This is a genomic window from Ruegeria lacuscaerulensis, from assembly GCF_013034685.1.
Lineage (GTDB): Bacteria > Pseudomonadota > Alphaproteobacteria > Rhodobacterales > Rhodobacteraceae > Ruegeria > Ruegeria lacuscaerulensis_B.
Genome location: NZ_WQGO01000019.1, coordinates 1 through 18,625, shown reverse-complemented (window position 1 = coordinate 18,625; position 18,625 = coordinate 1). Strand labels below are relative to the sequence as shown.

Below are 18,625 nucleotides of genomic sequence, written 5' to 3'. Positions count from 1 at the left end.
TATAGACAACGCAGAACACCAAGACGCAAAAACGAACGACTTTTTCAACGACATCAGCCCGACGCGGTCAATCGAAAGAACGGTCCAGGACTATGGGGAGCTCAAGCGTAATGCTCGCTCCTCTTTCGACTAGGTTGATTTCGACCATTCCTCCGTGGCGCCGCGCCACTGCAGAGACGATTGACAACCCCAACCCGCTGCCCTCGGAGTACTCCAACTGAGAAAACCGATTGAATGCCGCTTCGCTTTGGTCTGGTGAAAGGCCAGCGCCATCGTTGGTCACAGTTAGGTTGACGCATTTGCCGTCACACCGCAGCACAACTGAGATTTGGCTCAACTTTGGGCCACCATGTTTGACCGCGTTATCCAGCAGGTTCTTTAGAGCCTCAATCAGAAAGACACGGTCGCCGAACACCGTGACCGCCGTCTCAGGCATCGTGACATCAAACTCGATGCCCTTTGCAAGGATATTAACTCCCATCTCAGCGCAGGCTTCTTCCACGACCGAGCGAAAGTCAATTTCAACCATTTGATTTTCGTGCGTCGGCTGCCTGAGCCTTTCAAGCGATAACAGCTGTTCCGCCACCGTCGCTGAGTTTTTTGCAGCCGCAACAAGCTCGGAGATGCGTTTTTCTCGGTCGCCATCCGTTTTCGCGTCCTGCAGCGCTTCGGCCATCGACTGCACGGCGGCCGCTGGGTTCCGCAGCTGATGTGCAGCTTCGGAAATAAACACTTGATGGGCGTTGATACTGTTTTCCACCTGTCCAAAAAGCCGGTTCAAGGTTTTGACAACTCCTTGAACTTCGACTGGGACAGCGCGCTTGATCTCACTGAGGTCATCTGGTGAACGCAGGTCTATTGCGTCCTGCAAATCCAACAACGGCCTAAGGCCACGAGCGACACCGAACCACACCACAATAGCGAGGGTGGCCAGCAGAACGCCCATCAGAATTCCTGCGCGGATAGACAATTCATTCGCAAACGCATTGCGATCCGCCATGCGTTGCCAAACTGTAACTGTCGCATCTCCGATTAGATTGTCTATGGTCACGCGTTCCGTCATCTTAAGAACGCGCACTGGTTCTTGGCGGTAGAGCGCTTCGAAAAACTGCGGTTTGTACACCTCTTGAGCAGATGGGTTTGTGGCGGCCGGAGGGTACGCATAGCCAGTCACATAGATGCCGCCGGGGCCTGTTACGTGGTAAAAAATCTCTCCGCCGGACGCGTCGCGGATCATGCTGCGTGTCGTTGGTGACAGCGCATCACCCCCCGAAATCGCAACATCTCGCGATATGGCTAGGCCAGCAGATAACAGGCTGTCGTCGAACAATTCCTGCGCCGTATTCTGTGCAATCATAAAGCGCCAAAGACCAAGCAAGGCTGCAATTAGTACCAAAGGGGTTAGGATAAGAATGAAAAGTCTTAACCTGAGCGAGCCGTGATTGATCACTTCTGCACCTCAAGCAGATATCCCAGACCTCGGGCTGTCTTTATTCTAAGACCGAGATCCTGAAGACGTTTTCTCAGCCGAGATACATGAGGTTCAACGGCCGAGGCCTCGACATCGGCACCCACGCCATAGACGTAATCTGTAAGTTGGCTTTTGGGCACAATTCTGCCCCTGCGCTCTAACAGGCATTCAAGCACGGCTATTTCCCGCCGCGGGATATCCATAACAGTGCCCTGCACACTTACCTGACGTGCAGCGCGGTCGAATTCCAGGCCGCCGATGCTCTCTTTTGCTCCGTAGTCGAGGTCTTTGCGTCGAGAAAGCGCCCGGATGCGTGCTTCCAACTCGTCCATTTCGAATGGCTTAACCAGATAATCATCTGCACCCATATCCAACCCGGAAACCCGGTCGCTTGTTTCGGCACGTGCCGTCAGCAAGATCACCGGTACGCTGTCACCACGATTACGAAGAGATTTCAGGATCTCTAGCCCTGACTGTCCGGGCAAATTGATGTCCAAAACAACTAAGTCGGCGCCCTCTTGCGCAAGATACAAGTCAGCCTCGTCGCCATCCGAAAGCACTTCTGCCGCATGACCGCGGTCACGCAGACGATAAGCAATAGCGTTGGCGAGGGTCTCGTTGTCTTCGACGATGACGATCCGCATCAGGGCTCCTGCAAGTTTCGCGCAAGGTTGGCGCTCCATGATTGCCAGATGGGATGGGGAATCAACCCCACAGTTCTATTTGCGATCACGGTGGTGCAGAGGGCGCTGGCGTGGTTGTCTGGTCAACAGGGAGGAACCAATGACCATTTCCAACTTCACCCGTCGGGCCGTCGTGGGGCTGATCGCCGCCGCCGGTATCGCCGCACCTGCCGCTGCCGAGGTCGATTTCTCCGGCAAGACCGTTGAATGGGTTATCCCGTTCTCGGAAACGGGCGGGTCTGCCAAATGGGCCAACTTCTTTGCGCCGCTTCTGTCGGAAGCTCTACCGGGTCAACCGACAGTTGTCGTGAAATTCATGCCGGGCGCTGGTTCGACCAAAGGCGCAAACTGGTTTCAGGAGCAGAGCCATGACGACGGGACGCTGCTGTTTGGCACCTCTGGTTCAACTCAATTCCCATATCTGCTGAGCGATCCTCGCGTGCGCTACGAGTACAACGATTGGATCCCGGTTATGGCGTCAGGAACCGGTGGTGTTGCCTATCTGAACGCCGAAGACGGAGCAAAGTTTGATGGCTCTGCGAACGCGCTGAAAGACACAAACTTTATTTACGGTTCGCAGGGCGCGACACGCCTTGACCTTGTACCGCTGCTGGCGTGGCAAATGCTGGGCATGAATGTTGAGCCTGTTTTTGGCATCAAAGGCCGTGGCGATGGTCGCCTGATGTTCGAGCGAGGTGAAGCCAACATCGATTATCAGACCTCGTCCGGCTATCTGGGTGGATCGGCACCTCTGGTTGAATCCGGTCAGGCTGTGCCGATGATGACTTGGGGTGCTCTGGATGCGGACGGCAACATCGTGCGCGACCCGACCTTCCCGGACATCCCGACATTCAAAGAAGTATGCGAAGCGACCGATGGCTGTGAAACCAGCGGTGAGGCATGGGATGCGTGGAAAGCGTTCTTTGTGGCCGGTTTCCCGGTTCAGAAGCTGGCCTTCCTGCCGGGTGACACGCCTCAGGAAGTGGTCGACGCCTACACCGCAGCGTTCCAAGCTGTGACCGAGCGAGGCGACTTTGCCGACATCTCCTCGAAGCGCGTGGGCAAATATCCTGTGTTTGTTGGTGACGGCTCCAAGTCGGCATTGCAAACTGCGACAAACGTCGACAACAACGCCAAGGCCTATGTCCTGAACTGGCTCAAAGAAGCCTATGGTGTCGAGCTGAACTAAGCCCAAACACCACTGCGCGTGCCCCGATGTCGGGCGCGCGCTTTTCCAAACACAAGACAATTTATGAAAGGCGGCCGCTATGGAGGTTTTCGCCACCGCTCTTCCTGCGCTCAGTGATGCGTGGGGTCTGATCCTGCAACCTATTGTTCTGGGGTATCTTGTTCTCGGCGTCGTCATGGGGCTGGCCGTAGGTGTTTTCCCGGGTCTTGGCGGTATTGCTGGTCTGTCCCTATTGCTTCCGTTCATGTTCGGCATGGACCCGATCCTAGGATTGGCGTTGATGATCGGGATGGTCGCCGTTGTTCCGACCTCTGACACGTTTGCGTCGGTTCTTATGGGCATCCCCGGTAGCTCTGCCTCACAGGCTACGGTGTTGGATGGCTTCCCGATGGCGAAGAAAGGCGAAGCCGCGCGGGCATTGTCAGCGGCCTTTGCTTCATCGCTTTTCGGCGGTTTGGTCGGCGCAACTTTTCTGACCATGTTCATCCTGATTGCGCGGCCCATCGTTCTGGCATTTGGTCTGCCCGAGATGCTGATGATCACCATTCTTGGCTTGTCGATGGTCGCTATCCTCGCCGGGCGTGTCCCGCTGAAGGGTGTCGCCGCCGCAGGGTTGGGCCTGATGGTCGGTACGATTGGCGAGGCGGACGCAGGCGGTTCGCTGCGTATGGCGACGTATGACATTCCTTACCTGACCGATGGTCTGAAGTTGGTCATCGTTGGCTTGGGTATCTTTGCGGTGCCCGAAATCGTCTCGCTGCTGCGACAAGACCGATCCATTGCCAAGGGCGCTTCGCTAGGGGCCGGTTGGCTGGATGGCGTCAAAGACTGGGCCGCGAACATTTGGCTGTCGGTCCGCTGTTCGATCATTGGCGTGGTCGTTGGTGTTATTCCCGGCCTCGGAGGCTCGGTTGTTGACTGGATCGCTTATGGCCATTCGGTTCAATCGACAAAAGACAAAAGCAACTTCGGAAAGGGCGAAGTGCGAGGCGTCATCGGGCCGGAAAGCTCGAACAACGCCAAGGAGGGCGGGGGGCTGGTTCCAACGCTGCTGTTTGGTATCCCTGGCTCGGGTTCAATGGCGATCTTTATCGGCGCTGTCGCACTGTTGGGATCTGGCGATATCGAGGTCGGGCCTAGCATGCTCAAGGACAATCTCGACATCACTTATTCGATTGTCTGGTTGCTGGCTCTTGCCAACGTGGTGGGCACCATCCTGTGTATCGCTGCCTCGGGCGGGATCGCCAAGCTGACCACGATCCGTTTCACCTATCTGGCGCCGTTCCTGTTCATGCTGATCAGCTTTGCGGCGTTCCAGTCCGGCCAAAACTTCGAAGACTTGCTGGCCCTTTTCGTGATCGGCCTGATCGGCATCTTTTTACGCCGTTTCGACTGGTCGCGCCCGGCCTTCCTGATCGGTTTCGTTCTGTCGAACCCGGTTGAGAAGTTCACCAACCAGGCATTCCAGATCGCTTCGTTCCGGTTCCGTAAGAGCTTTGGCGAAGGCATGGAATACGTCTTCAGCCCGATCGTTATCGTCCTGATCGTGGTCACCGTGGTTTCGGTCATTCTGGGTATTCGTCAAGCCAAGATGATCATGGCCGAAGGTGAGGTCAAATCCGGCAGCAAGCGCGCACCGCTGATCTTCCTTTTGGTGATCATGGCCTATCTGATCGTGGCATTGGTCAATGCAAACATGATCCCTGACTACAACATGACCGATAAGATCATCCCGCTGGTGATCGGCAGCGTGTCGCTGTTTTGCTGCGTCATCCTGTTGATCCAAATGATGCGGCGTCCCGAGGGCGATGCGATCTTTGCTGACAAAGAACTCGCCGGTGAGGATGCGAGCGCGCCGCATGGACTTTGGTCGACCCTCGCATGGTTTGCAGGTCTGATCGCGGCCACATGGGTTGTAGGATTCATCCTCGCCCTGATCGGTTTTCTGATCGCATTCTTCCGCATTCGCGCCGGGTCCAACTGGCAGATGACGCTGCTCCTGACGGCCTGCGGCATCGGTTTCATGTGCTTCATGGCCGGTGCCCTGAACCGGGATTTCCCGCCAGGTCTGCTGCAAGACATGGTGAACCTGCCATGGCCGCTCAAGTAGGCACTCCACGGCTGCCCGGCCTGCCAATTTGGCGGGCCGGGCGGGGCTGAAATCAGAAACTTCAACGGTTTGTAAAGGAGGGTTCGCAATGACCCAGACAGCAATCCCATATGTTTTCATGCGCGGTGGCACGTCCCGAGGGCCATATTTTCGGCGCTCTGATCTGCCCGAAAATTTGGACACTTTGGCCGATGTTCTTGTCGCTGCCCTCGGGGCTGGACAAGCACTCAATATCGATGGGATCGGTGGTGGAAACGCAGTGACGACCAAAGTGGCGATGTTATCCGTCAGCGAAGACGACTGGGCGGATATCGACTATTTCTTCGCGCAGGTTTCTGTTGATGAGAAGCTGGTTGATTTCAAACCTACTTGCGGAAACATCCTCTCAGGAGTCGGTCCAGCTGCGATCGAAATGGGTTTGTTTCAGCCCACCGGCGACGTGACCGAGATCCGCATTCGCGCAGTTAATACAGGCGCCCGTGTCGTTGCCAAAGTGCAAACCCCGGGCGGTGAGTTGGTCTACGAGGGCGATGCGGAAATCGCCGGAGTTCCCGGTCATTCTGCACCGGTGCAGCTGAGTTTCATGGGCGTTGTGGGTTCGGCAACAGGTGCATTTCTGCCCACTGGAAATTTGCGGGACACAGTGCAGGGGATCGAGCTGACGTGCATGGACGTCGCTATGCCGATGGTGATAGCCCGGGCGGCCGATTTCGGACTGACAGGATATGAAAGCGCCGAAGAGCTGGATGCCAACCGTGCTTTCTTTCATCGGATGGAGGCCGTGCGGATCGAAGCCGGAGAACTGATGGGTATGGGGGACGTATCGAAATCTGTAACTCCAAAATTCGGCCTGATAGCACCCGCCAGAGAAGGCGGAACCCTTGCGGTTCGGTATTTCATGCCATGGAAAACTCATCCGACAATGGCCGTTACGGGCGCGCAATGCATGGCATCTTGCGCTTTGACGCCCGGAACCGTCGCCGACGGGTTGCTTGATCGCCTGGATTCAAGCCCAGCAGACGTTGTTTTGGAACACGCCTCAGGCAAGATCGACGTTCTGGTGGACTTCTCGAATGACGGGGAGTTCAAAGTAATTTCTGCCGGTTTGGTGAGGACTGCGCGTAAATTGGCGGATGGGCATGTTTATGTTCCGGAATCCGCGTGGAACGGTAGTTGAAGTGGGAACTCTCATTTGGTATACAGTGGTATACATAATGGGGATATCACGATGTACGACTATTCGGAATGCCTTGATATCGCGCGTCAGGAACTCAGGCTGGCGCAGTCGGCTCTGCGAAAGGATATCGCGGAATACCCAACGCCAATTGCCGGGTGCGATGAGCAATTCAACCATCTGCTGGATCAACGCGAACGGGTTCGCAATGCGCTTGAAGCACTCGACAAACTTAATTTTGTGCCGACGCCAAGAAAACTGAGCACCGAGTAGGCTATAGGAAGTCGATGAAAGTTCATATTCTGGATGATTGGTTTGACACACTGCAGGGCCTTCCTTGTTTCGGAAAACTGTCGGACCATAATGTGACGGTCTGGACAGATCATGTCGAAGATACCAGCGAGTTGGCCACACGCTTGCAGGAGGCTGAGGCGCTGGTTTTGTTTCGCGAGCGCACCAAGATAACCCGCGATCTGATTGAAAATCTTCCAAACCTGAAAGTGATCAGCCAGCGCAGCGTGTATCCGCACGTCGATGTGCAGGCATGCTCGGATAACGGAGTGCTGCTGTGTTCGAACATGCATGGCGGGACGCCCTCATATGCCGCAGCCGAACTGACATGGGCACTAATCATGGCCGGGATGCGCGACTTGCCTGCGCAGATGGCATCAGTCAAAGCGGGGCATTGGCAGGCCGGGGTTGGCAAGACCCTGAGAGGGCGGAAGTTGGGGCTGTATGGATATGGCCGTATCGCCCGCGCTGTTGCTGGCTATGCCGAGGCATTCGGGATGAATGTGGTTTGGTGGTCTTCGGATGAAGGCCGGGCACGCGCGCAGGCCGACGGCGTGCAGATTGCCAAAAGCCGCGAAGCGTTCTTTGCCAACTGCGATGTTGTCTCAGTCCACGTCCGCCTGAAGCCCAACACGAACGGTATCATCACAGCGTCAGATTTTTCGCAGATGCAACCGGGCGCGATGTTTGTGAACACCTCCCGGGCCGGGCTGATCGCTCCGGGTGCTTTGTTGGATGCGCTGAACGCCGGTCGCCCGGAGAAGGCCGCAATTGATGTCTTCGATACCGAGCCGCTCTCCGACCCGAATGACCCTTTGCTATCGCACCCGAACCTGATTGCGACACCGCATATAGGTTTTGTGACAGAGGACGAATTCGACCTGCAATTCGCAGATATTTTCGATCAGGTGAATGCCTATGCTGAAGGTGCCCCTATTCACATGATCAACCCCGAGGTTTGGACCAGCGCAGGATAAGATTGGCCGCTATGGGCGCGCCGATGATAACCAGCACGATCCTTGTCAGATGGTGGGTGATCACAAAGCCCAGATCCGCGCCCGAGACAATGGCCAGTACTGTCATCTCGGCCTGTCCGCCGGGGGCAAAGGCCAAGAAAGCCTCAACCGGTTGACCCAGTCCCAGCGTGGTGACAACAGCGGTGAAAACGGCTGCAAGGATGGCAAGGACAATGACATAGGCGAAGCCTGCTGCAACCACCCGACGGAGTTCGACCCATGTGACGCCAACGAATTTCACGCCTATCCCGCAACCGATAAAGAACTGCGCCGCAAGGATGGCCTCGCGGGGTGGTCGGGTATGAATGAAATCCGCCAGTGACAGGGTTGCCGTCAGGATCATAGGCCCGAGGATGGATGCCCCGAACAGGCCGATCCGCTCACCGCCTTTCCAGCCTATAAGGGCGGCCAGTACCATCAGCGCCAACTCATGCATTGGCAGGTCGCGCGCAGGCTCTCCGATTGGGTTGGTGAGTTGAGCATCGTAGAACACCGTCAGAAATAGCGGGGCCAGCGTTACAATGATCAGCACGCGCGTACCGTGGATCAGGGAAAGTGTTCGCGGGTTGGCGCCTGCTTCGGCGCCAAAGATGATCATGTCCTGCAATCCGCCTGGCATGGCAGCGTAAAACGCGGTCGTGGAGTCAAACCCCCAGAACTTGCGAAAGAAAGGCACTCCGACCAACGCGATCAGCAGGATGAAGAACGGGACCAGTGCGATAGACGCCGCCATCTTCGGCAATTCTACAAACAGGGCAGGGGTTATCGAAGCCCCAACTGCAACGCCGAGGATGGTGCGCGCTGCAACCGAGACCTGACCAAAACCTTCCATTGGGGCATGCGCCAGGGCGGCTATGAGACACGCGCTCATTGGGCCGAACAGAAAGGGTAGCGGCAGATTCAATCCCAAAAATGTGCCGGTGCCCAGCAGTGCAAGGACCAGTGTTAAGGCCCGCTTTGTCAGGAGAGAAGGTGTTTTGTCTTGGGTGGGCAAGGCGCGGCTTCCAACAATATTGACTCGCTATGTATCCAAATGTATACAACTGGACGCAAGAAAACAAGTGAGCGCTCGATGACCATTCAAGACGACCCCCTACAGCCTGGCCCACAAGGCAATTCAGCGTATCAACGCCTGCTGGACGAGATTCGGGATGGCACGCTTCTGCCTGGCGAACGCCTGCGGGAGATTGAGTTGTCAGAACGACTAGGCGTCAGCCGCACACCGGTGCGGGAGGCTATCCGTCAGTTGGAGGCCGACGGGCTAGTCACTCATGTGCCCCGGCAGGGCGCAACCGTACGCAGCCTCGATTACGCCGAAGTAATGGAGCTTTATGAGATGCGCGCGGTGCTCGAGGGAACTGCGGCCCGTTTAGCAGCGCGTGCTGCGTCGGATGTCGAATTGGACGAGTTGGGCGTTTTGAACGATCGCTTGGCCGAGGCAGGCACCGGCTCGGAGGCGGCTCGGATCAACCGGATTTTTCACGCCACACTTTTGGATGCGGCAAAGAATCGGTTTCTTGCCAAGTCTATGTTGTCTTTGCAAAAAGCGCTGTTGATCCTTGGGCCATCTCAATTGCTGGACGGTGATCGGGCCGAGACAGCAGTGGCAGAGCATAAGCGTGTCATGGCTGCCTTAAAGGCCCGCGATGGTGCAGCGGCTGAAACAGAGATGCGCGCGCATATTCAGGCCGCACAACGGATGCGTATTCGGGCGTTGCAAGAACGCGACCGGACAACCGATGAAAATCAATAGGTAGACAGGATATGGCAACCCAAAAGGAAGCTTATGATATCGCTGTGATCGGCGGTGGGAATGCAGCCCTTTGCGCGGCGATGACTGCTGCCGAGGCAGGCGCCCGTGTTCTGATCCTCGAGACGGCACCAAAACCCTATCGTGGGGGGAACTCACGCCATACGCGCAATTTTCGTTGTATGCATGGCGCTCCTCTGGGCCCTCTGATCGAAGAATATAGTGAAGATGAGTATCTTGAAGATCTGCTCAAGGTCACTGGCGGCAAAACCGACGAACATCTTGCTCGCCTCGCGATCCGAACCTCCGAGGAATGCCTGCCGTGGATGGAAGAACACGGCGTGCGGTTCCAACCCTCTCTTTCCGGGGCATTGTCGCTGGCGCGGACCAATGCGTTTTTTATGGGGGGCGGGAAGTCTCTGGTGAACGCCTACTACCGCACAGCGGCAGCTTTGGGCGTGGATGTTCTTTACGAAGCTGCCGTGACGCATCTTGAGCTGAACGGCGACCAGATTGAATGGGTCGACTACACCTATGAAGGCCAATCTCATCGCATCACGCCCAAGGCCGTCATCGTTGCCTCGGGCGGGTTTCAGGCCGACACGGATTGGCTCACCCGTGCATGGGGCGAGCCAGCAAAGAACTTCCTGATCCGGGGGACGCCCTATAACCGGGGGGTTGTGCTGGCTGATCTGTTGGATCAAGGCGTCGAGAGCGTTGGCGATCCAACCCAATGCCACGCCGTCGCCATTGACGGGCGGGCGCCGAAGTTCGACGGCGGCATCGTCACCCGTTTGGACTGCGTGCCGTTTTCAATCGTCGTGAACAAGAATGCCGAGCGGTTCTATGACGAGGGCGAAGACGTCTGGCCCAAACGCTATGCGATTTGGGGGCGTCTGGTTGCCGCGCAACCGGATCAGGTAGGCTATGTGATCATCGATGCGAAGTCGCTGAACCTGTTCATGCCCTCGGTGTTCCCTCCGCTAAAGGCGGACACCTTGGAAGAGCTGGCTGGAATGATGGACCTGCCCGCCGACAAGCTGAAGGCGACCGTTGCTGAATTCAACGATGCATGCGGCGACACCAGTGGATTTCACCCAACTGAGTTGGACGGGGTCACAACCTCGGGTCTGACGCCACGCAAGACCAACTGGGCCCGCCCGATCTCCGAACCGCCATTCTATGGCTACTCGCTGCGTACTGGCGTGACTTTCACCTATCTGGGGCTGAAGGTCGACGATACGGCCCAGTGTTCGACCCCCAGCGGGAAGATCAAAAACCTTTGGGCAGCGGGCGAGACGATGGCAGGTTCGATCCTGGGGCAGGGGTATCTGGCCGGCTTCGGCATGACCATCGGAACCGTTTTTGGACGTATCGCAGGACGTGAGGCTGCAGCCTATGCAAACTGATCTTATTCAAGAAGCCCGCCGTCAGGCAGAGATCTGCAACGCCTGTCGCTACTGCGAGGGTTATTGTTCGGTCTTCCCGTCGCTGCACGCGGAACGCGCGTTCTCGGATGGGGACATCACGCAACTGGCCAACCTGTGCCACAACTGCAGGGGGTGCTACTACGCCTGTCAGTACACAGCACCGCACGAGTTTGACCTGAACCTGCCGAAAGCTCTGGCCGAAGTGCGGCGGGACAGCTGGGAAAGCTTCGCTTGGCCGCAGCCTCTGGCACGCCGGTTTCACACACACGGCGGGGCCATAGCCTTGGCGCTTGTGATCGGATTTGCCCTGTTGTTCTGGGCAATTCGTGCCATCGGATCAAGCGGAGGAGAGGGGTTCTATACCGTCCTGTCCCACAATGCGATGGTCGCAATCTTTGCGCCTGCATTCCTTTTGCCACTCTTTAGCTTGGCTATCAGCCTGAGGCGCTATTGGACGGAGGTTGGTGGCAAACCTATCCAAATGTCTGATCTGATAGCTGCGTTCAGACGCGCCGGCAAGATGCAGGACTTGGCCGCAGGCCACGGCGAGGGTTGCAATTTCGAGGACGAAGACCGGTTCAGTCAGGCCCGACGCCACATTCACCAAGCCATCATGTACGGCTTCCTGCTGTGCTTTGCGTCGACCTCGGTGGCGACGATTATGCACTACGGGTTTGGGTTGCACGCGCCCTACGGGTTTTGGTCGTTGCCAAAACTGTTCGGGATTTCGGGCGGTGTGTTGCTGACAGTGGGTTGTGGAGCGATGGCTCTGCTTAAGCAAAAGTCGGATCGCGAGCTTGGCGACCCGTCCGCATGGGGTGGGGACATCGGTTTTATCCTGTTACTCGGTTTTGTCGGCCTCAGCGGGCTGGTCCTCTACGCCTTTGGTTCGACTACTCTGATGCCCGCGCTGCTTGCCATCCACCTTGGATCGGTTCTGACATTCTTCTTGCTGACGCCCTACACTAAGATGGCTCATGGCTTCTATCGGCTCGCGGCTTTGGTCAGAGACGCGCAGCGGAAGAGAGAGTTGTCAGTTGTTTGCTAGTAAATTTCCAGCGCTAAAGGAGAAAAAGAAGTCGCAATTGAAGCGCATTTCGATGCGATCGCAGGTTGGCTCAACCCGTTTGGGCGATCAATGCTCTGATGGTGCTAATGACATCGGCAACGTGATCTATGTCCAGTGCTGCGGCATGCGGGTTTACGAAAGCGCCACTGTCATTGTCGAAATAGGCCCCTGATGCGTCAGCAAACCGCGCGCCCAGGGCGGCCTCGATCAGGATATCCGCACCGAAGTTCATGTCATTCCCGGCAACGCCAAAGCCTTCTTGCACCATTTTCGAGGCCAAAAGTGATCCTGGATTTACCGCGACCATCACAGGCGCATCAGCTTGGGATTTGGCTCATTCCCGGGTCCAGATGGTGATCGCCAGCTTGCTCTGAGAATAGACTTCCATATCCGCCAGCGTCACATTGCCCCGCATGACCCTGATGTTCACCGGGGCTTGTGCGGCAGATGAGAGGTTCACGACACGCCTGTTTGCCGGAATAATCGGCTGCAGCAAATCGGTCAGCAGGTACGGTGCAAGAGTGTTTACGACAAAGCGGATGTGCAGTTCGACTTGATCGAGGGAAGCTATGATCTGGCACTCAGGAAGCCTCCATGGGAAGCATAAGCTAAATTAGGGCTGGGGGAATTTAGATATCCTAACGCCAAGGTCGAAGACAGGCGCTAAGCAGTCACGCCTTGTGCAGTCGCGAAAGTCTAATGTGTCCCGCAACTTGATCTTTGGCCTCCAAATTTCTCAGCACCGCCCACGAACGGCGGATATCTTCGTCGCGTTGCAGTACCGAAGACAGCGCACTTGCAGCGATTTTCGTGCTGCGAACGCGCTCAGCGAGAAATTGGCAAGTCGGCTGGGGGCTCAGGGCGATCGTTCGTCGAAACTTCGTGAGCGGCCACTTTGCGAACGAAGTTGACGTTCAACAAATCTAAGTGAAGGTCCGCATACTGTTCAAAGCCGCACAACATACTCATACTAGTGGTCAGAGAAAAAACTCTGCCCGTTCCACTACCCAAACCATTGCTACCAGACTTGCGCACGCAGCAACAACAGTGCGAGAACCAACCCAGATACGCCCTGGTTGTTTGCGCAGCAACAAAACCAACGGCCAGACCAATAAAACGATCATGATTTGTCCAACCTCTACTCCAACGTTGAAAGCTAGCAAGCTGTGCCAAACGTTTGGTGCATCGATACGTAGAATTTGGTGCAACATGAAGGAGAAGCCAAACCCGTGCAGCAAACCAATCCCGGACGTGATGGCTAAGGCCTTCAGGTCGCCATGTCCTTTCTCAGGTGGCCAAACCGCCATTGCAGCTGCGTAGATTATCGAAAGCGCTATTGCCAATTCGACGGTTGGGATGAACCATGCTCCGCTCGGCGCGAAACCAAAAAAACCCAAAATCAGTGTCACCGTGTGGCCCAAGGTAAAGCCTGTGACGCGGGCGAGAAGGCTGTGCAAGTTTAGCGCACCGATGATCATGCAAAGCACAAACAGAACATGATCGGGACCTTCCAAAATGTGCCGAATTCCCTCAGCAAAAAAGGTCGAAACGGCTGCGGTCGCTGATCCGGAAATTTCGACCGGGGTATGCATCAAACCCCGCGCACGATATGTTCGAACATCCTGCCCGTTATAGTCGAGGATCAGGTTCGCCGTGTCATCTTGTCCAGGAAGCCCCGGATATGACGTATAGGACAAACTGTATGCTCCTACCTCTCCCGTCACAAAGCGCAGGTGCACGTCAACCATCACCTCGCCAACATAAATCTCCTCATTGATTGTAAAAACGTCCCTAGGCGCAAGTGCCGAGCGCGCCTCATTGAGCGTAGCAAATCCAGGTTCCTGCCCCAAAGGATGCAGTCTTATCGAGACGATTTCGGGGGTTTGTCGATGACCGTCGATAGACAGCACAAGGCCGTTTTCAGCAATACGAGCCAAGCCGGTTGGATCTTTGTGCAACGCGGCCTGATCCAAGTAGTGCATGAGCACGCCATCTTCGATCTGATTGTATGTGTATGGAGCTGGTTTGGGCAAACCGTCCGGGCCCTCGGTACCGACGAGTTCCGCAACCAAATAAGGCATCGGAAGGCGTAAATAGACATCAAGGCCATCTTCCGAGTGGGACACATGGTGAATGCGAACATTCTGGTTTAGATTGAAATGCGCTTCTGCTCTGCCCGTGCACAAAAGGATCGTTGCAAACAAGAACGTGGCAAAAAACAACCTTACCACAACCACAGAATTACCCTCCTGTCTTGGCGCTGATAATCGTCAGGTCATCAAGCATCCAATGGTCGCCATGCCGCGAAACGTCGAGCAAGCCACGATAAGAAACCGCTTGCCTATGCAGGTGCCCCCAATGACCTCCGCTTACGCGAGCTGTCCAACTGGCCAGGGCCTGATGCCGATTTCTTTCTTCGCCGGGCGTGAAACTCTCGACATTCAGGTCTGAAATCGCTTCGACGCGAGCCATGGCGCCAGAGGGTAACGTAACTGACAAACCACGACGCATTTCTGCTTGAACCTTGACGCGATTAGTTGCTTCGACATATGGCTCCATCGCCGCTAAGGCACTATCATCCCGCGTCTCAAGCATCGTGGTTCCGATATTGGCCACCAGCCCTTCCACGATTTGACGCGATGCGATTTCATCCGAATCAGGCGCTGACGACGGGTTGTTCAGCGAGTATGTGACAATCGCGGCGGCACCGAATGCCCCGGTCAGGCCAAGCAAGATCAGACGCTGGCCGTTTGTGCGCTGCAACGAGAAATAGGCGCATATCAAACACAGAAAACTCAAGCCGAACGCAAGCGAGGGCACCTGTGTTGCAGCCGCGACTTTGACGACGACTGGGCTTGTCTTTGGGTTGGTCCAAGTTGTCAGGTAATTGTTCCAACTTACAACGGGATCGGATGCATAAATCTGCGAGGGGACCGCCCCTGCCGGATCTGAAAGGGTGATCGGAATAACATCCAAACCAACTGGGAAAAGCTCCCATGCCAGATCAATTCGGTTCGGCAAAGTCGAAACCGGATAGGAAAGGACGACGCCCAGTAACATCGTCTTTCGGTTTGCCTCGGCTTGATCCGGAAGAACACGCAAACCTTCGGCACCAACTTTGATACGCGAGACCTGCACCGTTTCCGGTTTCATCGGCTTGCCATCGACGGCGAGAGGGTTTCTCGTCTCAAAAAAGTCCGAGACGTCAGACTTGATCTTGATGACATCATCTCTGGTCAGTCGGTCAGCATCTCCAAAGTCCAACTCCGCCCAAGTCTCATAGTCTTTCAAGCGCAATACGATCTCGTGCCGGACGACACGCGGCTCCATGGCCAGAAACGACATCATCGGAGATTTGTGGTGACGGGTAAGGTTTGGGTTCTCAAACTTGCTAAACCAAGGATCATCCCAATCTGGCAGCATCGTTTCGGCCTGAGAAAGGTAGCGATAGTCTGTCACCGGAACACCCATATGCTCGGCCACAACACCAAGTGAAGCCAAGGGAATCTCGTCTGGACTTAGGGGGGGGATGAATGTGATCCGTTCAGGCTTGCCATCGGATGGAAACTCCATATCCACGTAGACGACGTTTTCGCTGCGTGGTCGCGGCTGATACTGAGCGCTGGCTGCCGTTTGCCGGGAAATTCTGGGGCGCACATCAATCGTATTCGTTGTGCTGGACAGTTCCACATCGTCTGCCCAAACCTGAATGTTCTGACCTGTACGCCCAGCCAGTGACGTTCCCGAACCATCATCTGGAATGACGAATATGGGATAGTCGTTCAAATCGACCTCAAGGAGAACCCGCACATGATCAGGCTGCACCGAAAGCTCAACAAAGTTCGGCGCGGTTTCTCCGCCGTAGGGAGAAACGAGATCCGCAATCGATTGGCTTGCGCCAAACGCAAGACTCGCAAGCGACGAGCCCACCCAAACCCATGTTTTGCTGCGTTCGCCAATCTTAGAAATGAAACGCGACGGCAGCATAGATACCATTCTGGTCCACATCATAGGCAAACTCCCCATCCGAACGGTCGGTGGAAAAGTCGATTCCATAGAACTGATAGCCAAACCGCAGAGACGTGTTTTCCCAGCCTTTCCAGTCAAACCCAGCCACAACCAGGTACTGCAGGTCATCGCCATTCACTCCGAAACCACTCAGTTCAGCCCGGCTGGCGAAATTCCATTTGTCGTTGATTTCCGAGATATATCGAATTGCGATCATTGGTTCGAGCCATTCTTCTGTCCCACCCAACGTCATACCTGGGCCGGGGCCCGCTAAGTCGATTTCCTGTTTGATCCGGTTCCACTGAACCCCAATTGCGGCATCCGCTGCATAGCGTTGGCCCGAGGCATTTACTCCGTTCGCAAACCGGTAAGCGCCCTGCACGTTGGCAAAGGTCTGCCGGACATCAACATCAACGTCCACCCTGCCACCGGGTAGAGTTCCATCTCCGCCAAGCTTTACGTAGTAAACTTCTGAAATGATCCCGAAGTCGCCGTTCCAGCCCTCGTAGCGTACTGAAGCTGCACCTTGCAGCACGTCCAGCACCTCGCTCAGGTTCAAGTCTAAATCGACGCTGGTTCCATCTATAGTTGATGTGCCCGTCGTGCTGAGCGGAAGGAACAAATAGGGCGTGATTGAGTGTCGCCAACCGCGGTCATCATCTTCAGAACGTGCAAGTGACTGGGCGTTTGCTGCGTTGGATATAGCGACAAGCGACCATCCAACGCAGACCAAATAGCGAGTAATCAATGAGGTATGTTGCATAGAGATTTCCGATCTGTCTGCCATCAAATGATTTGGAACACGAGCGGTTGATTGGCTTTGGAGGCTCAGGCTCGCTGTAGTTTCAATTTACGCCGCGTTTTGATGATGCAGCAAGCGGCGTTTCTGGATTGTCTGGTGTTTGATTTCCTTTCTGCGTCTGAGGATAGTTTCGGCCCGACCGAAGTAGACATCGTCGAAGAAGATCTCGCTGGTCGGGGAGATCAAATTCGCAGCAAGACTATCGCCCAAGATGTTTATGACCGCGATACCTCAGAGGGGACCGACCCGGAAAATATCGTTCGCGTCGATGCACGTCGACTTCGTCAGTTCTTGGAACTGCATTACGAGGGTATTGGTAGGGATGATCCGGTAAGACTGTGTGTAGACAGCGGCGGATATAGGCCGCGGTTCGAAACTGTCTCAGAAACCAGTTCAGTATCAATCTCAACAAAAACCAAACGCATTGGACTACCCTTAGGGGCGTTCGCCATAGGGGCCGTCGTTGGCGCGTTGGTCGCAGTTGGTCTTGCCCAAGATGGACAGGAAACTGCTTTTGCTGGAGTGAGTGGTTCATCAGAAACTGACACGGACGCATACTTGCAGCGCGCGGCAATTTACGAGAAATCCCCAGCCGCGTTACAAGCATTCAATTTGGCGCAACAAGCGCGGACAATGATATTTCCGATCTTCGACCGACAGCGGCAGCTACTTGTTCTGTCTGTGTTTGAGGGCGTGATCGAGATCGACCCAGAATATTTCGCTGGATATGCCGGTGCAGCGCAGGCACTCGCGTCACTTGCGGTGATAACTCCGCCATCCGATGCCAAGACCGAATACGCTGAAGCCGCTATGAAGCTGGCGAACCAGGCGGTAAGCTTTGCCCCAGATCAAGCCTGGAGCCAGTCTGCTAAAAGCTGGGCCAGTTTTGCCAATCGCGATTATGAGGCTGCGCTGCAACTCAGTAGACGCGCATCAAAACTTGATCCGAATGATGGAGCAGTCCTCGACTTTCTTGGCGCGGTGGCCATGTTTTCAGGCGAATTCGAAGAAGCTATTGAAACAGCAGACAGGCTATCTCTGCTGGATTCCAGCAACCAAAGATTTGCAAATCGAAACATTTCCGGCGCGACGTATTTTCATCTGGGTGAATATCAAACAACGGTAGAGCGCTTTGAAGAGGCAAAGCAACTTGGCGATCCACTCAGCGCTCCTTCACTAGCTTATGTAACGGCAGCGTTGTCAGCTATGGGGCAAGACTATGCGGCTAAAGCTAAACTGGCTGAACTTGAGCGCGCATGGCCGGAAGCGCCGATAGATGCGATGCTCAAAAGTATCCACAAAGATGTCGAGAACGCAGAGGCCGTGCTACGCGAGTTACGAAAACAAGGCTGGGTTAGCCCAATGCGATAGAATTGCGCACAACAGCGGGGCGGAATACGAAGGTCGAAACAATCTCCGCTGGCGCAGGTCCTCCGGTCAAAATTCCTAAAACCAGCGCGAAGTTGAGATCGATAGTGGGAAGCAAGTTAAGCGACGTCTTCTCAGATTGCGTAAAATTTGCTTTCTTGCGCAATGCCGTCGCCAGTGCGGACTGCAGAAACCGGTATCTTTGGGCTGATGTCGTTGAAAAAGTCGTTCGTTTTTGCGTCTTGGTGTTCTGCGTTGTCTATA

17 protein-coding genes are annotated in these 18,625 nt (G+C 55.4%); 9 read left to right on the top strand and 8 right to left on the bottom strand.

Annotated elements, in window-relative coordinates; genetic code table 11:
• Nucleotides 1-67: 67 nt before the first annotated feature.
• Together GOV80_RS21640 and GOV80_RS21635 are read right to left on the bottom strand one after the other, a co-directional pair.
• Nucleotides 68-1,450, bottom strand: a complete 1,383-nt coding sequence (locus GOV80_RS21640; RefSeq protein ID WP_336510190.1) for a sensor histidine kinase — start codon at nt 1,448-1,450, stop codon at nt 68-70.
• The gene (locus GOV80_RS21635) at nt 1,447-2,115 is read right to left on the bottom strand and encodes a response regulator transcription factor (RefSeq protein WP_170787703.1); all 669 of its coding nucleotides are present in this window, start codon (nt 2,113-2,115) and stop codon (nt 1,447-1,449) included. Before GOV80_RS21635 ends, GOV80_RS21640 begins: the two co-directional genes overlap by 4 nt.
• 139 nt (nt 2,116-2,254) lie before the next feature.
• Here GOV80_RS21635 and GOV80_RS21630 point away from each other — a divergent pair, with 139 nt between their 5' ends.
• The 5 genes from GOV80_RS21630 (at nt 2,255) to GOV80_RS21610 (ending at nt 7,895) form a co-directional block, all read left to right on the top strand.
• Nucleotides 2,255-3,343 (top strand): type 2 periplasmic-binding domain-containing protein, encoded by a 1,089-nt coding sequence (locus GOV80_RS21630; RefSeq protein ID WP_170787702.1) that lies wholly within the window; start codon nt 2,255-2,257, stop codon nt 3,341-3,343.
• A gap of 79 nt (nt 3,344-3,422) precedes the next feature.
• Nucleotides 3,423-5,453 (top strand): tripartite tricarboxylate transporter permease, encoded by a 2,031-nt coding sequence (locus GOV80_RS21625; protein ID WP_170787701.1) that lies wholly within the window; start codon nt 3,423-3,425, stop codon nt 5,451-5,453.
• 88 nt (nt 5,454-5,541) lie between these two features.
• Nucleotides 5,542-6,630 (top strand): 4-oxalomesaconate tautomerase, encoded by a 1,089-nt coding sequence (locus GOV80_RS21620; RefSeq protein ID WP_170787700.1) that lies wholly within the window; start codon nt 5,542-5,544, stop codon nt 6,628-6,630.
• Nucleotides 6,631-6,681: 51 nt separating this feature from the next.
• A complete protein-coding gene (locus GOV80_RS21615) occupies nt 6,682-6,900 on the top strand; it encodes a hypothetical protein (protein ID WP_170787699.1) in 219 nt (72 codons plus the stop codon).
• Between the two features lie 14 nt (nt 6,901-6,914).
• A complete protein-coding gene (locus GOV80_RS21610) occupies nt 6,915-7,895 on the top strand; it encodes a D-2-hydroxyacid dehydrogenase family protein (protein WP_170787698.1) in 981 nt (326 codons plus the stop codon).
• Here the strand turns inward: GOV80_RS21610 and GOV80_RS21605 are convergent.
• On the bottom strand, nt 7,864-8,928 hold the full coding sequence (locus GOV80_RS21605; RefSeq protein ID WP_170787697.1) for an AbrB family transcriptional regulator: 1,065 nt from the start codon (nt 8,926-8,928) through the stop codon (nt 7,864-7,866). The genes GOV80_RS21610 and GOV80_RS21605 overlap by 32 nt on opposite strands.
• 78 nt (nt 8,929-9,006) lie before the next feature.
• Here GOV80_RS21605 and GOV80_RS21600 point away from each other — a divergent pair, with 78 nt between their 5' ends.
• From GOV80_RS21600 to tcuB, 3 genes are read left to right on the top strand one after another with little or no spacing between them, the layout of a single operon-like run.
• Nucleotides 9,007-9,687 (top strand): GntR family transcriptional regulator, encoded by a 681-nt coding sequence (locus GOV80_RS21600; RefSeq protein ID WP_170472158.1) that lies wholly within the window; start codon nt 9,007-9,009, stop codon nt 9,685-9,687.
• An 11-nt stretch (nt 9,688-9,698) separates the two neighbouring features.
• Nucleotides 9,699-11,093 carry an FAD-dependent tricarballylate dehydrogenase TcuA gene (gene tcuA, locus GOV80_RS21595; RefSeq protein ID WP_170787695.1) on the top strand — a complete coding sequence of 465 codons (1,395 nt, stop codon included), beginning with the start codon at nt 9,699-9,701 and terminating at the stop codon, nt 11,091-11,093.
• Nucleotides 11,083-12,162 carry a tricarballylate utilization 4Fe-4S protein TcuB gene (gene tcuB, locus GOV80_RS21590; RefSeq protein ID WP_170787692.1) on the top strand — a complete coding sequence of 360 codons (1,080 nt, stop codon included), beginning with the start codon at nt 11,083-11,085 and terminating at the stop codon, nt 12,160-12,162. The genes tcuA and tcuB overlap by 11 nt, the downstream gene beginning before the upstream one ends.
• Nucleotides 12,163-12,232: 70 nt before the next feature.
• Here the strand turns inward: tcuB and GOV80_RS22235 are convergent, their stop codons facing one another.
• The 5 genes from GOV80_RS22235 to GOV80_RS21570 all read right to left on the bottom strand — a co-directional run bounded on the left by GOV80_RS22235 (nt 12,233) and on the right by GOV80_RS21570 (nt 16,954).
• A complete protein-coding gene (locus tag GOV80_RS22235; protein ID WP_174839721.1) occupies nt 12,233-12,493 on the bottom strand; it encodes a hypothetical protein in 261 nt (86 codons plus the stop codon).
• Between the two features lie 24 nt (nt 12,494-12,517).
• Nucleotides 12,518-12,643, bottom strand: coding sequence for a hypothetical protein (locus GOV80_RS22605; protein WP_272871083.1), 126 nt, complete (start codon nt 12,641-12,643; stop codon nt 12,518-12,520).
• 517 nt (nt 12,644-13,160) lie between these two features.
• Nucleotides 13,161-14,420: a HupE/UreJ family protein gene (locus GOV80_RS22705; RefSeq protein WP_170787691.1), complete on the bottom strand. Its 1,260-nt coding sequence runs from the start codon at nt 14,418-14,420 to the stop codon at nt 13,161-13,163.
• A 4-nt stretch (nt 14,421-14,424) separates the two neighbouring features.
• Nucleotides 14,425-16,194, bottom strand: coding sequence for a hypothetical protein (locus GOV80_RS21575; protein WP_170787690.1), 1,770 nt, complete (start codon nt 16,192-16,194; stop codon nt 14,425-14,427).
• The gene (locus tag GOV80_RS21570) at nt 16,145-16,954 is read right to left on the bottom strand and encodes a hypothetical protein (RefSeq protein ID WP_214648097.1); all 810 of its coding nucleotides are present in this window, start codon (nt 16,952-16,954) and stop codon (nt 16,145-16,147) included. The genes GOV80_RS21575 and GOV80_RS21570 overlap by 50 nt, the downstream gene beginning before the upstream one ends.
• Before the next feature lie 51 nt (nt 16,955-17,005).
• On the opposite strand from GOV80_RS21570, the gene GOV80_RS22780 reads away from it, so the two are divergent.
• Nucleotides 17,006-18,364 (top strand): tetratricopeptide repeat protein, encoded by a 1,359-nt coding sequence (locus GOV80_RS22780; protein WP_170787688.1) that lies wholly within the window; start codon nt 17,006-17,008, stop codon nt 18,362-18,364.
• The last annotated feature ends 261 nt before the right edge of the window (nt 18,365-18,625 follow it).